This window comes from Candidatus Mycobacterium wuenschmannii (assembly GCF_030252325.1).
Lineage (GTDB): Bacteria > Actinomycetota > Actinomycetes > Mycobacteriales > Mycobacteriaceae > Mycobacterium > Mycobacterium wuenschmannii.
This window is the reverse complement of record NZ_CP126981.1, coordinates 2,452,526-2,468,075: the sequence shown is the minus strand read 5'-3', so window position 1 is coordinate 2,468,075 and position 15,550 is coordinate 2,452,526. Positions and strand designations below refer to the sequence as shown.

Sequence of the window (15,550 nt, the reverse complement as noted above, 5' to 3'; positions counted from 1 at the left end):
ACGCAAATTTACGCATATTCAGGACCTTTCGCATGGAGCGAAGTTTGCATAGTGTGCGAATCATGTTGACCCACGAGGTGCGGACCCACCGCAGCGCCGACGATTTTCCGATCACCGAGCACCTGGCTTACAAGATCGCCCAAGTGGCCGTCGACCCGGTCGCGGTCGCACCGGAGACCGAAGCAATGGTGATCAACCGGATCATCGACAACGCGGCTGTCAGTGCCGCCTCCGTTATCCGGCGCCCGGTCACGACAGCCCGTCAGCAAGCTCTGGCCCATCGGGCGCGATCGGGGGCGACCGTCTTCGGCGTCGACGGCAGCTACTCCGCAGAATGGGCGGCCTGGGCCAACGGCGTGGCCGTGCGCGAACTGGACTACCACGACACCTTCCTGGCGGCCGAGTACTCGCACCCCGGCGACAACATCCCGCCACTGGTCGCGGTGGCCCAGCAACTCGGTGTCCGCGGCAGCGACCTGATCCGCGGTCTGGCCACGGCCTACGAGGTCCAGGTCGACCTGGTCAAGGGAATCTGCCTGCACGAGCACAAGATCGACCACGTCGCACACCTCGGCCCGTCGGTCGCCGCCGGACTGGGGACCATGCTGCGGCTCGACGTCGACACGATCTACCAGGCAATCGGGCAGGCGCTGCACCTGACCACTGCGACCCGGCAGTCCCGTAAGGGGTCGATCTCGAGCTGGAAGGCCTTCGCGCCGGCGCTGGCCGGCAAGGTCGCCATCGAGGCCGTCGACCGCGCGATGCGCGGCGAGGGCGCGCCCGCACCGATCTGGGAGGGCGAGGACGGCGTCATCGCCTGGCTGCTCTCCGGCCCCGGACACACTTACCACGTACCGCTGCCCGAGCCCGGTGAAGCCAAGCGCGCCATCCTGGACACCTACACCAAGGAGCACTCCGCCGAATACCAGAGTCAGGCCCCTATCGACCTGGCCCGCCGGCTGCGGGAGCGCATCGGCCACTTGGACCAGATCGCGACGATCGTGCTCAACACCAGCCACCACACGCATTACGTGATCGGCACCGGTTCCGGCGACCCGCAGAAGTTCGACCCGGACGCCTCGCGCGAGACGCTGGACCACTCGCTGCCCTATATCTTCGCGGTCGCGCTGCAAGACGGCAGCTGGGATCACGAGCGCTCGTATGCACCCGAGCGGGCGCACCGGCCCGACACCGTCGAGCTGTGGCACAAGATATCCACGGTCGAGGACCCCGAGTGGACCCGCCGCTACCACTCGAACGACCCGGCCGAGAAGGCATTCGGCGCGCGCGCAGAGGTGACACTCAAGAGCGGCGAGGTGCTCACCGACGAACTCGCCGTCGCCGACGCGCATCCGTTGGGCGCTCGGCCGTTCGAGCGCGAGCAGTACATCGGTAAGTTCTCGCATCTGGCCGACGGAGTGGTGGATCCCGCTGAGCAGCAACGGTTCCTGCACGCCGTGCAGGACGTCAGCGCGCTCAAGGGCGGCGACCTGGTTGCGCTCAATGTGCGGGTACTGCCCGAGGTGCTGGATAAGGCGCCGACGATTCCGTCCGGGATCTTCCGGTGACCGGTTTGCTGGGTGCGGCATCCAGCGCCGCCGACAAGCGCGCAGCCTTTCGGGCGGGGCTGAATTCGGGCCGGCTGCAACGCTTCCCGGGGGCCTTCTCACCGCTCGTCGCCAAGCTCGTCGCAGAGATCGGATTCGAGGGGGTCTACGTCTCGGGCGCGGTGCTGTCGGCCGACCTCGGACTGCCCGACATCGGGCTGACCACACTGACCGAGGTCGCCGGCCGCGGCGCTCAGATCGCCGCGGTGACCGACCTGCCCACGCTGATCGATGCCGACACCGGATTCGGCGAGCCGATGAGTGCGGCGCGCACCATCACGCAGCTGGAGGACGCCGGCCTGGCCGGCTGCCATCTCGAGGACCAGGTCAACCCTAAGCGGTGCGGCCACCTGGACGGCAAAGCCGTTGTGCCGACCGCGGATATGATCAAGCGGCTGCGCGCCGCGGTGGCCGCCCGCCGCGATCCCAACTTCGTCATCTGTGCGCGCACCGACGCCGCGGGCATCGAGGGCATCGATGCCGCCGTCGAGCGGGCCAGGGCGTACGCCGACGCCGGCGCCGACCTGATCTTCACCGAGGCTCTCAACGGGCCGGTGGACTTCGAGAAGTTCCGTGCCGCAGTGGATGTTCCGCTGCTGGCCAACATGACCGAGTTCGGCAAGTCGGACCTGCTGACCACCTCGCAGCTGACCGACATCGGCTACAACGTCGTGATCTACCCGGTCACCACATTGCGCCTCGCGATGTTCGCGGTCGAAGAGGGTCTGCGCGAAATCGAGACCAAGGGAACGCAATCCGGCCTACTCGACCAGATGCAGCACCGCAGCCGGCTCTACGAACTCTTGCGCTACGCCGACTACAACCAGTTCGACGACGAGATTTTCAACTTCACCGTGAAAGGGCACGACCAATGACCACTGTCGCTCCTGCCGAGCCGAAAATCTACAAGGGATTAGCCGGCGTCGTCGTCGACACCACCGCGATTTCCAAGGTGGTGCCCGAGACGAACTCGCTGACCTACCGCGGCTACCCGGTCCAGGACCTGGCCGCGCACTGCAGCTTCGAGCAGGTCGCCTACCTGCTCTGGCACGGCGAACTGCCGAACGACGGCGAACTGGCGCTGTTCAACCAGCGCGAACGGGCCAGCCGGCGGATCGACCGATCGCTGCAGTCACTGCTGGACAAGCTGCCCGACACCTGCCACCCGATGGACGTGGTGCGCACCGCGATCAGCTACCTCGGCGCCGAAGACCCCGAGGAGGACGACAGCTCGGAGTCGGCCAATTACGCTAAGTCGCTGCGGATGTTCGCCGCGCTGCCCACCATCGTGGCCTACGACATCCGGCGCCGCCGCGGTCTGCCGCCCATCCAGCCGCACAGCCACCTCGGCTACGCGCAGAACTTTCTGAACATGTGCTTCGGGGAGGTACCCGAGCCGGTCATCGTCTCGGCCTTCGAGCAGTCGATGATCCTCTACGCGGAGCACAGCTTCAACGCGTCGACATTCGCCGCCCGGGTAGTGACGTCCACGCAGTCGGACATCTACAGCGCGGTGACCGCGGGAATCGGCGCTCTCAAGGGCTCGCTGCACGGTGGCGCCAACGAGGCGGTCATGCACGACATGATCGAGATCGGCACTCCCGGCAAAGCTTCGGAGTGGCTGCGAGACAAGATCTCTCGTAAAGACAAGGTGATGGGCTTCGGGCACCGAGTCTACAAGAACGGCGACTCCCGGGTGCCGACGATGAAGCTGGCGCTCGGCCGGGTTGCCGCCGTTCGCGACGGCCAGAAGTGGCTCGACATCTACCAAATCCTCGAGGAGGAGATGTACGCCGCCACCAAGATCAAGCCCAATCTGGATTTCCCCACCGGGCCTGCGTATTACCTGATGGGATTCGACATCCCCAGCTTCACTCCGCTTTTCGTGATGAGTCGCATCACCGGTTGGACCGCGCACATCATGGAGCAGGCCGCGTCCAATGCACTGATTCGGCCGCTGTCCCAGTACTCAGGCCAGCCGCAACGCAGTCTGTCGTAGGCGATGTTCGCCAAGATCCTCGTCGCCAACCGCGGCGAGATCGCGATACGCGCCTTTCGTGCGGCCTACGAACTCGGTGTCGGCACGGTAGCGGTTTATCCGTTCGAGGACCGAAACTCGCTGCACCGGTTGAAGGCCGACGAGTCGTATCAGATCGGTCAGCCCGGGCACCCGGTCCGGGCCTACCTTTCCGTCGACGAGGTCGTAGCCACCGCAATCGCGTGCGGGGCGGACGCGATTTATCCCGGATACGGATTCCTGTCCGAGAATCCGCTGCTGGCCTCCGCGTGCGCCAAACGGGGTATCACCTTCGTCGGCCCCAGCGCAGAGGTATTGGCGCTGACCGGCAACAAGTCTCGCGCCATCGCAGCGGCTCGCTCAGCCGGCCTGCCCGTTCTGGCTTCGTCGGAGCCCTCGTCGACGCTGGACGAATTGGTCAGTGCGGCAGAGTCGTTGACCTATCCATTGTTCGTTAAGGCGGTGGCGGGCGGTGGTGGTCGCGGCATGCGACGGGTGACGGACGCCGCGGAGCTACCGGAGGCGATCGAGGCCGCGAGCCGCGAGGCGGAGTCGGCGTTCGGTGACCCCGCCGTTTTCCTCGAGCAAGCCGTCGTCAACCCGCGGCACATCGAAGTGCAAATCCTGGCCGACACCCGCGGCGACGTAATCCACCTCTACGAGAGGGACTGCTCTGTGCAACGACGCCACCAAAAGGTCATCGAGCTCGCGCCGGCGCAGAACCTGGACCCTGTAGTGCGCGAGAAGATCTGCTCGGACGCGGTGGCCTTCGCGCGGGAGATCGGTTACAGCTGCGCCGGCACCGTCGAGTTCCTGCTCGACGAGAACAACCAGCATGTCTTCATCGAGATGAACCCCCGCATCCAAGTCGAGCACACCGTCACCGAAGAGATCACCGACGTCGACCTGGTCTCGGCGCAGATCAGAATCGCTGCCGGGGAAACGCTGGCACAGCTTGGCCTGCAGCAGGATTCGATCGTTGCGCGCGGTGCGGCCGTGCAATGCCGGATCACCACCGAGGATCCGTCCAACAACTTCCGGCCCGACACCGGCCGCATCACCACTTATCGCTCACCCGGTGGAGCCGGCATCCGGCTGGACGGCGGAACGCCGTTGGGAGCGGAAGTCAGCGCATATTTCGACTCGATGTTGATCAAGCTGACGTGCCGCGGCCGCGATTTCAACACCGCCGTGCAGCGGGCCCGCCGCGCGGTCGCGGAGTTCCGGATCCGCGGGGTGTCCACGAATATTCCGTTCCTGCAGGCGGTTCTGGACGATCCCGACTTCCAGGCCGGCCGCGTCACCACGTCGTTCATCGACGAGCGCTCGGACCTGCTGACCGCCTACAGCTCGGCGGACCGCGGCACGAAGATTCTCAACTATCTGGCCGACGTGACGGTCAACAAGCCGCACGGCGAACGCCCGTCGACCGTGTATCCGCACGACAAGCTGCCCGACACGGACATCTCGACCGTGCCGCCGCCAGGGTCGAAGCAACGGCTCATCGAGCTCGGCCCGGAAGGATTCGCCGCCTGGTTGCGCGAGTCGCGCGCCGTAGGTGTCACCGACACCACGTTCCGCGACGCACACCAGTCGCTGCTGGCCACCCGACTGCGCAGCACCGGTCTGCTCAAGGTGGCACCGTACATCGCGCGGTCGATGCCGGAGTTGCTGTCGGTCGAATGCTGGGGCGGGGCGACTTACGATGTGGCACTACGGTTTCTGAAGGAAGATCCGTGGGAGCGGCTGGCGGCGCTGCGCGAGGCCATCCCGAACATCTGCCTGCAGATGCTGCTGCGCGGCCGCAACACCGTCGGGTACACCCCGTATCCGACGATCGTGACGTCGGCGTTCGTCCAGGAGGCTGCGGCGACGGGTGTCGACATTTTCCGGATCTTCGACGCGCTCAACAATGTGGACTCGATGCGGCCCGCGATCGACGCGGTGCGTGAAACCGGAAGCGCGATGGCCGAAGTCGCGATGTCCTATACCGGTGACCTCAGCGACCCCGGTGAAAGCCTCTACACGCTGGACTATTACCTGAAGCTGGCCGAGCAGATCGTCGAAGCCGGCGCGCACGTGTTGGCGATCAAGGACATGGCCGGCCTGCTGCGGGCGCCGGCGGCGACCACGTTGGTCACGGCGTTGAAGTCGCGGTTCGACCTGCCCGTGCACGTGCACACCCACGACACCGCAGGCGGTCAGCTGGCGAGCTACGTCGCGGCCTGGCAGGCCGGCGCCGATGCGGTCGACGGCGCCGCTGCGCCGATGGCGGGCACCACCAGCCAGCCGGCGCTGAGTTCGATCGTGGCCGCTGCCGCGCACACCGAATACGACACCGGTTTGTCGTTGCCCGCTATCTGCGACCTCGAGCCGTATTGGGAAGCCCTGCGAAAGGTCTACCGTCCGTTCGAATCCGGATTGCCATCCCCGACCGGACGCGTGTACTCCCACGAGATTCCCGGCGGGCAGTTGTCGAACCTGCGTCAGCAGGCGATCTCGCTCGGGCTGGGCGACCGGTTCGAGCAGATCGAGGAGAGCTACGCGGCTGCGGACCGCGTTCTGGGCCGGCTGGTCAAGGTGACACCGTCCAGCAAGGTCGTCGGTGACCTTGCGTTGGCGTTGGTGGCCGCGGGCGCCTCGGCCGACGAGTTCGCGGCCGAGCCCGACCACTACGACATCCCCGACTCGGTGATCGGATTCCTGCGCGGCGAGCTCGGCGACCCACCAGGCGGCTGGCCGGAACCGTTGCGCAGCAGGGCTCTTGACGGCCGTGGCGCCGCCAAGCCCGAACAGGAGTTGACGGCCGAGGACGAGGATCAGATCTCCCGGCCCGGACGGGTGCGTCAGGCCGCACTGAATCGGCTACTGTTCCCCGCGCCGACACGGGAGTTCCTCAGCCACCGAGAGGAATTCGGTGACACCTCGAGTTTGAGCGCCAATCAGTTCTTTTATGGACTACGACACGGCGACGAACATCGGGTGGAGCTGGAGAAGGGCGTCGAGCTACTGATCGGGCTAGAGGCGATCTCCGAACCCGACGAGCGTGGCATGCGCACTGTGATGTGCATCCTCAACGGTCAGCTCCGGCCGGTGCTGGTCCGCGACCGCAATGTCGCCACCGACGTGCCCGTCGCGGAGAAGGCGGACAGGAGCAATCCCGGCCACTTGGCAGCTCCGTTCGCCGGCGTCGTCACTGTGGTTGTGGCCGAAGGGGATTCGGTCGCGGCGGGACAGAACGTCGCGACCATCGAGGCGATGAAGATGGAAGCCGGCATCGCGGCGCCGAGAGCGGGCACGGTGAAGCGTGTGGTCGTAGCGGCAACCGCGCAGGTCGAGGGCGGAGATCTACTAATCGAGCTCGACGAGTGAGACTGCGTTGTCGTCGGCGTTCGGCGACCAGTAGTCCAGCATTTCGGCGAACGTGTCGAACGCCGGCGCCGAATTACCGTAGGGCGCTTCGAAATGCAGGCTCAGCGGAAAGCTGAGGTCGACAACCCCGTCGATGACGCGCTTGTACAGGTCGAGCAGGTCGCGTCGCTTGGCCGAGGGCTCGCTGCCGGCCAGCCGCCGGACGAAGGCCTGTTCGGCCGCCACCGCCGCATTGCCGGGATCCTGGATGAGCCAATCGATCAAGCCGTTCTCGGTCTCCATTTTCGGGACGAAGCCGAACGACAGCAGGATTTCGGGCCGGTGGTCAGTGGTACGGGCGAACTCCTTGAGAAACGTGACGATGGCGTCGGAGTACAGCAGCTGCGTCATGCCGAACGTGGCGCCCTTGTCGCACTTGAAGTGAAAGCGTCCGCGCTCGCCGTCACGCGTCGGAATCAGGATCACGCCGCGGTTCGTGACGACATCGTCGAAGATCGACAACGCGTCGGTCGGCGCAACACCGGCGCCCTCGCCGTCGTTCATCGTCCTCGGTACGCCGACGAAGATCACACCGTCGAATCCGGCGTCGCTGAGGGCGCCGATCCTATCCCGCAACGCAGCCTCGTCCAGGAACGCCGTGACCTGAGTGCACAACCCATGCACGCCAGGCAGTTCCGGGCTGATCAGCTTCCAGAAGTCGAGCACATCGAGCTTGGGTTTCATCTCCACGGGCCGGTCGTCGTCCTCGGCGATGATTCCCGGCATCATCACATGGCCGACCCGCCCCGCGATGCCGGACTTTTCCGTGTAGCGCAGCACCTTCAGCGCTTCTTCGTGAGCCTGCTCGGCTCCGTGATCTTGGTTGGGCGGTACCAACTCCAGTGCGATGGTGTTCAAGGGCACGACTGGTCTCCAGCTATCGTCAGGATGGAGATCGCCCACGAACGTCTGCCCACGCGGTCGCCGACCGCAGAGAAGGACATCCGCCCATTCCACGAGGCGATGCACCGCCGGACGCGGCGCGCCCGGCACAGCTGGCAGGTCTTCGGACTCGCAGGCGCGCACTTGATCAGTGCACCTAATGGCCGTCGCTTCCCAGTCGATGTGACCAGTGCCGTTGACGGCGGTCGTTCCTGCATACCGCTGCGGGACAGTTCCGGTTTCTCACCGGATTCCCTCTCGCGGCGCCGAGAGCGCCGCTCGATGCCAGGGTCGTTGCGGCCCCGGCAGACCAGTTGCGCGGTCATCGTACCTTGGGTGCTAGTGGTTCGCGGCCAGCAACCGATCCACTGGACTTCCACTCGTCGGCGTGTGTCGAATGCGAGCAGGCCGCGAGCGAACTTTGATGGGCCACCAGAACCAGCGACCGAGCAGTGCTGCGACAGACGGTGTCATGAAGGCGCGCACGATCAGAGTGTCAAATAGAAGTCCGAGGCCGATGGTGGTACCGACCTGACCGATCATCCGGACGTCACTGACCACCATGGAAGCCATCGTGAACGCAAATACCAGGCCGGCGTTGGTCACGACTTTGCCTGTGCCGCCCATGGATCGGATCATTCCGGTGTTGAGGCCGGCGTGGAGTTCCTGTTTGAATCGGGACACCAGTAGCAGGTTGTAGTCCGAACCCACCGCCAGCAGCACGATGACCGACATCGCGAGTACCAGCCAGTGCAAGGGCACGCCCAACAGGTACTGCCAGACGAGAACGGACAGCCCGAACGAGGCGCCGAGAGAGATCAGCACGGTTCCCACGATGACGGCGGCGGCGATGAATGCCCGGGTCAACACCAGCATGATGATGAAAATCAAACAAAGCGAGGCTATCCCGGCAATCACAAGATCCCACTTCGCTCCCTCGGAGATGTCTTTGAAAACGGCTCCCATACCGGCCAGGTAGATCTTCGAGTCTTCCAGCGGGGTTCCCTTCAGCGCCTCCTCGGCCGCCGTGCGGATCGCGTCGATACTCGCAATTCCCTCCGCCGATGCGGGATCGCTGCGGTGCAGGATGATGAATCTGGCGGCACGGCCGTCAGGGGACAGGAAGTTGGCCATCGCGCGCTTGAAGTCTGGGTTCGCGAAAACCTCAGGGGGCAAATAGAACGAGTCGTCGTTCTTGGCGGTGTCGAACGCGTGACCCATGGCTGAGGCGTTCTCGCTCATCGTGTCCATCTGGCTGAAGATTCCCGACATGGTGCTGTGGGTTGTGAGCATCATGTCGCGCATCTTTGCCATCGTCTCGATCATCGGTGGGAACTCCGAAATCATCTGCGGCATCAACCGATCGAAGTCTTTGATGTCCGTGACGAGCGTGTCGAACTTTGCGCTGATCCGGTCGACGCCATCCATCGCATCGAAAATCGATCGCAGCGACCAGCACACGGGGATGTCGAAACAGTGTTTCTCCCAATAGAAGTAAGAGCGGATCGGCCGCCACTCGTCGTCGAAATTGGCGATGTCGTCTCGCAGTTCGTTGGTGATCTGTTGGATCTCTGAGGTGTCACCCACCATGTGATGGGTGGTGGCGACGAGCTGCGCGGTCACGCCATAGATCCGCTGCATCGAGGCGATCGTCTTGTCCAGCTCGTGGGCCTGCTCGAGCATGTCGTTCATCCGGTCGCGCTGAAATTTCATTGTCTGGACTGAAGCCGCGTTCTGCATGCTGATCTGGAACGGGATCGTGGTGTGGTCCATCGTCGTCCCCTGGGGCCGAGTTATCGCCTGCACGCGAGAAATACCGGGAACTTTGAAGATGCCCTTGGCCAGCTTGTCCAGAATCAGGAAGTCGGCAGGATTGCGCAAGTCGTGATCCGCCTCGATCATCAGGATCTCAGGCTTCATTCGAGCTTGGGAGAAGTGCCGGTCGGCGGCGGTGAAACCCTGGTTGGCGGGAATGGACGTGGGTAGATATGCGCGGTCGTCATAGCTGGGCTGGTAGCCGGTCAAACTCACCAGACCGACGAGGGCAATCGCGCCCGTCGCAAGCAGGATCGGCAGCGGCCAGCGGACCACCGCAGTCCCAACTCGTCGCCAACCGCGGAAATTCAGCTGTCGCTTCGGGTCGAACGCGCCGAAGCGGCCGCCGACGACCACGACGGCAGGTCCCAACGAAAGCGCGACGAGGACAGCGACCAGCATGCCGACCGCGCAAGGCAGTCCGAGCGTCTGAAAGTAGGGCATCCGCGCAAAGCTCAGGCAAAAAGTTGCGGCCGCGATCGTCAGACCGGACCCGAGGATGACGTGGGCGGTCCCTTTGTACATGGTGTAGAAGGCGGCTTCGCGGTCCGCGCCGGCGTGCCTGGCCTCCTGATACCTGCCCACGAGAAAAATCCCATAGTCGGTCCCGGCGGCCATCGCCAGCGACGTGAGAAGGCTGACCGCAAACGTCGACAGCCCAGCCAGTCCGACATGCGCAAGCAGCGCGACAGCGCCTCGTGCAGCGGACAACTCGATACCGACCGTGAGCAAGAGCAGAAGTGCGGTGACGGTTGAGCGGTAGACCAGGAGAAGCATGATCAAGATCACCGCGACAGACGTCAGCGTCATCTTGATCATCGACTTGTCGCCGCTGGCATGCATGTCCGCGGCCATCGCCGAAGCGCCGGTGACGTAAGCGCTCACCCCGGGTGGTGGCGCTTCGCTGTTGACAATGGCGCGAACCGCGTCCACCGATTCGTTGGCTAGTTGTTCGCCTTGGTTGCCGGCGAGGTTGACCTGAACGGTGGCTGCCCGCGCGTCGTTGCTCTGTGCGCCGCCCGCGGTGAGCGGATCACCCCAGAAGTCCTGAATACCAACAACATGCGCCTTGTCCTGGCGGAGCTTGCGCACCAGCTTGTCGTAGTAGGTGTGGGCGTCGCTGCCCAGAGGTTTGGCACCCTCCAAGACAATCATCGCCACGCTGTCGGTCTCCCCTTCTTTGAAGGTTCGACCGATGCGCTTGAGCGCCACCAGCGACGGTGCATCTTTGGGACTCAACGACACCGAGCGCTCTTGTCCGACGACTTCCAGCGGCGGAACGCAGATGTTGAGGGCCGCGACCACCGCTATCCACAGCAGGATGATCGGGATGGCGAATCGGTGAATTGTCCTGGCCAGCAACGGGCGGTCGGCTTCGAGGTGCTCGCTCATCGAAGTAGGTAATCAGGAGAAGATTTAACGTGTTGTACCACAGAGTTTTCCGTCATGAGAGTCTTCCGAGTAGCGACAGACGGCAGCATCGACGATCGCTTCCATCGATTGTTGTTGTGTTTTCAGCTCGCCGACAGCTTCGACACCGAGGGTGACGGTCGGGTAGTCGGAGAGGTAGTCCGCGTACGAGCGGCCGCCCAGCATCATGCCCAAGGTGATCCAGGCGTCGACCACCGACCACCGTCGCGGGTTCAGTTGAGCCCAATCACTGCTGTCCACGCGACTTTTCCACTCGGCAATGTCGAGTTCTTCGGAGCCGTAACGGCCCAAGAAGTCTCGATACGCGAGCTGTTGTCCCCGCACTACTGTGAGGCCGCATCGGGGTTGCGATTGGGGTTCGAGAGCCAAAATGCTGACTGCTGCCGCTCGGGCAGTGGTGACCTCCTCGGTAAGGGTCAGCGCGGGACGAGCACCCAGCGCAGCGCAGGCGTCGGCCACGGCCACCAAAACGTCTGCCGAATCGCGCATCTGGTAGTCCTCACCCAGCACTCTGGGCAGCCGGATCAGCCTGAAGTCCAGGTCTGGACGTGAGCTCGCTACCGTAATCTCGGCCAGCGACTTGGATGCCGCGTAGGGGTAGGGCGCCCGTCGCGGGTCGGTGACGCGCGCCGCCGTCACATCGGCGCTCACGACGTGGGTCGACAAGTGCGCCAACATTGCGCCGCGGTTCGCGCAGAGTTCGGTGAGCTGCGAGACGAACTCGACGTTGGCGAAGCGAAGCTCGCGGTAGGGGACCAGGACATTGGTGTTGCCAATGCAGTTGATCACCGTTCCGGCGTCGGCCACGAGGTGGGCCACGTCGGCGGCGGCGAATTCCGACGGGAGGTGCTCGACGCGCAGGCCGCCCGAATCGCGAAGCGCCACCCACGGGCCGTGTGCGGGCAGATCCGTCCTGGTGACGAAGACGAGCTCCGGGAGATCTGCACCCGATCGTCTGTGGTCGAGATACGCCTGGGCAAAGCCGGTGCCGAGGATTCCCGTTGCGCCGAGTACGACGATCGAGCGTTGCCCTCGTCTCTCGGTCGACCGTCGATCGATCGAGCCCGTTATAGACGTGCGCGCGGTGAGTTCCGACAGATCCTGTTCGATGCAGTCTGCGGTGGCGGTGTCCATCCAATCGTCCACCAGCGGCTCGGACTCGACGAGGTTGATGGCGGTGTCCGCGCTGATCAAGTCGAGGATGGTGATGTGCCAACCGAGATAGCTGCGAGACTCGGGCAGGATTCTGATGAGATCCAGCGAGCCGACACCCTCATCGAGAAGTGACGACGACGGCCCGATGCGCCGTCCGAGACAGCCACTCCAGATCTCCGCGAGATCGATCGCACGTCGCGCCGGCTCAGTCCCTTCCGTTGTGTCTCTGCGTATTTCGGGCACCATCCGTAAGACAGTGCTGTCGACCTTGCCGTTGGGTTGACGCGGAATGCTGGGGACGTCGATGACCAACGAGGACGGCACGCGCAGGTTGGCGAGGATCAGGCTGATGCGTGCCGCGACGGTGGCGTCCTCGGCGCCCCGACGGGTGTGGTGGGTTTCGAACCAGACCGCCAGCCTGCCGTCGTGCACCTCGACAGCGACGTCGGTGACGTCAGGATCCGCGGAGATATTCCTGATCACCTCGGCGGTGTCGATGCGCTTGCCGGAGACCTTCACCACGGCGTCTTTTCGACCGGCGAACACGAAAAACCCGCGTTCGTCGAGGATTACGCGGTCGGCGGTGGCGAACGCGCGGCTCCGTGAGCCGTCAGGGGTGGCCACCGCGCCGAAGCCGGCGTTGTCGCTGCCGAGGTAGCCGTGGGAGACCAGGTCGCCGACGACGACGACCTCACCGAATGCGATGAACACGGTGCCGGCCACCAGGGGCCGGCCCAGCCTGAGTCTGGCTGCAGCTTCGACCGTCGTCTGCGAGTCGACCAGCGGCAAGTAGGTGACAACCACCGTGGTCTCGGTGGGCCCATAGGTGGAGATGAGCGAGACCTGCTGGGTGCCAATGGCATCGACCCATTTGTCGACGGCGGTAGGACGGACAGGTTCACCACCGATGACGATGTGGCGAAGCCGGGAGCGCCGCACAGCCTCCAGGGCGCTTGCGTCGTCACACAGCAGGTGCCAGATCGCGGTCGGGAGATCGAGGATCGTCGATCCACTGACGGTGAGGTCCCGAACGAGCGCCACCAGGTCACCGGTTCTGGTCGCGGTCGACCGGACGAGACCCGAACCGCACATGGCGGCAACGAAGATCTCCTCGACAGAGATGTCGGACGTCAGCGGCGCGCATTGAAGCACGATGTCATCCGCCGTCCACCCGTACCCTTCCCGCGTCGCCTCGCAGAACAGCGCCAACGATCCGTGCGAGACACGGACCAACTTGGGTTGGCCGGTCGATCCCGAGGTGGGCATCAGATAGGCCGTCATCTCGGCGAGGGTCGGATCGTGCGCGACGCCGTCGATGCGCCGATCGATCGCACGACATGCGTCGTAATCCGGTTCGGCGAGTTCGGTATTCGCGACGTCGACCAGGTACGTCCCGGGGAGGTCGCGGTGGTCGGCAATTGTCTGCGCGCGCGACGACATGCCGGCCGGATCATCGCAGACGCTGTAGCCGCATCCTGCTAGGTGACAGGCGATGAGCAGATCCGTGGTCTTGTCGGTGTTGTCGTCGGCGCACACCACAACCGTGCCCGGTGCGATGCTGCCGCGAACGAGCCAGGCGAGCCACCGGTCCACAAATCGGTGGGTCAGCCGAATCTCGGGTATTCCGCCCGTCGATGCCAGAAACCACGCGGCCGAAGGGGCGGGACAGCGGGTCCCGTCCGTGCCGAGCTCGAACCACTCGTCGACGGTCGCCGCAATTGGCTGATCCCAGCCCGCTGCCATCGACTCTAGAGCCGCGGCGATCCGCTGTGCGATCCCCGCGCCCTGCCGGCTGGCCGGTAGGTCATCGCGATCCCAAATCGACAGCGTCAGTGAACTTTCCCGCTCGTTCAGGACGCTGGCCACCGTCATTCCCTCAATGGGCCCGACATTTGTGGCTACCGGGGTGCCGAGCAGGAAGGGGCGGAGTTCGGGTGCGCATGGTTCGCGAATGAAGTTGAGGGTCAACGTATCGATCTGTGACGTGTGGTTCGTCGCCATGTACATGCGACGGTAGTGCTCTTCGCGGATCCACCGGCGTCGTACGGCTCTGACGTAGCTTCGGTCGAGTGTCCGTAGCAGGTCGTGCACCGACGTGAACGGCGGGAATTGGACTGCGTGTGCGACCGAATTGACCAGGCAGGTAGCCACATTGAGGTCGGGGTCGCCGAAGCGGTTGTCCACCGCATGTACCAGAAGGCATTGGGTGCTCTGTCGCAAACTTGCGTTCACCGCCAGTGCCGCGGCGGCGACCAGGATATTGAAGGGTATGTGATGCGCCTCCGACAGGGCGACCAACGCCTCATAGGACTCACCCTGCAGCGTCACCGATTCCTGCAGGACACCCGTTGCCGCAGCCGCGGGGGAGTTCGAGCCATCGATGTGATGAGACCGGTGCGCGTCGTCGACGAGTTCCCGGCGCACGGTGTCGGCGAGACGCCGTCGCGCATCTTCGACGCGTTCTGCCTCGCGGTGGTGGGCGTTCGCGAGTTTGACGAGACCCGCACGGATACCGGGGGTTTCGTGATCAGCGTCGGATGTGAGAAAGCGGGCGAGGTCGGTTTCGATGATGCCGGTCGCGCCGCCGTCGAGAAGAATGTGATGCGTGTGCACCTCGAGTCCTGATACCGCACCGGCTTGATCGGTTCGGACCGTATAGCGCACAAGGGGCTTGGCCAGGATGCCGGATCGCCACGTGCTCTCGAGACCGTGTTCGACATGGTCGTCGCATTCCGCGACCACCCGTACCACGTCGTCGAACTCCAGCCGGGCAACGAGATTCGGGTACCCACCCGGGTCCGCGCTCGCCTCCAGGACACAGAGTTGAATCGGGCTGGCGAGCGTAGCCGCCTGCAGAGCCGCGAGAAACCTGGGGAGCGCTACCGGGCGAAATTGGTAACTCTTGCCGATCAGGTACCTGGAGGGGTCACCGTCCTGCAGCACTCCGCCGTAGAGATTTTGCTGAGACCTGCTCAGCGGCAGAACTTCTGGACCATCTTCAAGCGTGCGCACGTCGACCTGCCAATTCGGCCATCCAGTCCGCAATCGACAGATTGTCCGCCAACCGGCGCTGCAGCTCGGATCCCTTCTCCACGCCGAGTCGATTCATCAGCAGGACAAACCGAACCGAGTCCAGCCCGAGGTCCCGCAGGTCTGTCGCATCGCCGTCGACGAACTCCGCCTCGTCCACGTAGAGAACTTCGCAAACGGCGTCGACAATCCTCTCGCGGAT

The 15,550-nt window shown here is 64.4% G+C and carries 8 protein-coding genes and 1 riboswitch; of the genes, 4 read left to right on the top strand and 4 right to left on the bottom strand.

The window, feature by feature from the left end; all coding sequences use genetic code 11:
• Positions 1 to 62: 62 nt before the first annotated feature.
• The 4 genes from prpD to PT015_RS11560 are packed head-to-tail and all read left to right on the top strand — an operon-like array spanning position 63 to position 6,996.
• Entirely contained in the window at positions 63 to 1,568 is a 1,506-nt protein-coding gene (gene prpD, locus PT015_RS11575; RefSeq protein ID WP_285190753.1) for a 2-methylcitrate dehydratase PrpD, read from the top strand.
• On the top strand, positions 1,565 to 2,482 hold the full coding sequence (gene prpB, locus PT015_RS11570) for a methylisocitrate lyase (protein ID WP_285190752.1): 918 nt from the start codon (positions 1,565 to 1,567) through the stop codon (positions 2,480 to 2,482). Before prpD ends, prpB begins: the two co-directional genes overlap by 4 nt.
• On the top strand, positions 2,479 to 3,606 hold the full coding sequence (locus tag PT015_RS11565) for a bifunctional 2-methylcitrate synthase/citrate synthase (protein WP_285190751.1): 1,128 nt from the start codon (positions 2,479 to 2,481) through the stop codon (positions 3,604 to 3,606). Before prpB ends, PT015_RS11565 begins: the two co-directional genes overlap by 4 nt.
• Before the next feature lie 3 nt (positions 3,607 to 3,609).
• Positions 3,610 to 6,996: a pyruvate carboxylase gene (locus PT015_RS11560; RefSeq protein WP_285190750.1), complete on the top strand. Its 3,387-nt coding sequence runs from the start codon at positions 3,610 to 3,612 to the stop codon at positions 6,994 to 6,996.
• Here PT015_RS11560 and PT015_RS11555 read toward each other — a convergent pair.
• The 4 genes from PT015_RS11555 to PT015_RS11540 form a co-directional block, all read right to left on the bottom strand.
• Positions 6,976 to 7,899: a mycobacterial-type methylenetetrahydrofolate reductase gene (locus PT015_RS11555; RefSeq protein WP_285190749.1), complete on the bottom strand. Its 924-nt coding sequence runs from the start codon at positions 7,897 to 7,899 to the stop codon at positions 6,976 to 6,978. The genes PT015_RS11560 and PT015_RS11555 overlap by 21 nt on opposite strands.
• A gap of 116 nt (positions 7,900 to 8,015) precedes the next feature.
• A riboswitch (cobalamin riboswitch) is annotated at positions 8,016 to 8,203 on the bottom strand.
• A gap of 53 nt (positions 8,204 to 8,256) precedes the next feature.
• Entirely contained in the window at positions 8,257 to 11,124 is a 2,868-nt protein-coding gene (locus PT015_RS11550) for an MMPL/RND family transporter (RefSeq protein ID WP_285190748.1), read from the bottom strand.
• A gap of 24 nt (positions 11,125 to 11,148) precedes the next feature.
• A complete protein-coding gene (locus PT015_RS11545) occupies positions 11,149 to 15,330 on the bottom strand; it encodes an AMP-binding protein (RefSeq protein ID WP_285190747.1) in 4,182 nt (1,393 codons plus the stop codon).
• Entirely contained in the window at positions 15,317 to 15,550 is a 234-nt protein-coding gene (locus tag PT015_RS11540) for an acyl carrier protein (RefSeq protein ID WP_285191063.1), read from the bottom strand. Before PT015_RS11540 ends, PT015_RS11545 begins: the two co-directional genes overlap by 14 nt.

Excerpts from the sequence above, each read along its gene's own strand:
- prpD (WP_285190753.1), top strand. The coding sequence starts at position 63 with ATGTTGACCCACGAGGTGCGGACCCACCGCAGCGCCGACGATTTTCCG.
- PT015_RS11565 (WP_285190751.1), top strand. The coding sequence starts at position 2,479 with ATGACCACTGTCGCTCCTGCCGAGCCGAAAATCTACAAGGGATTAGCC.
- PT015_RS11560 (WP_285190750.1), top strand. The coding sequence starts at position 3,610 with ATGTTCGCCAAGATCCTCGTCGCCAACCGCGGCGAGATCGCGATACGC.
- PT015_RS11550 (WP_285190748.1), bottom strand. The coding sequence starts at position 11,124 with ATGAGCGAGCACCTCGAAGCCGACCGCCCGTTGCTGGCCAGGACAATT.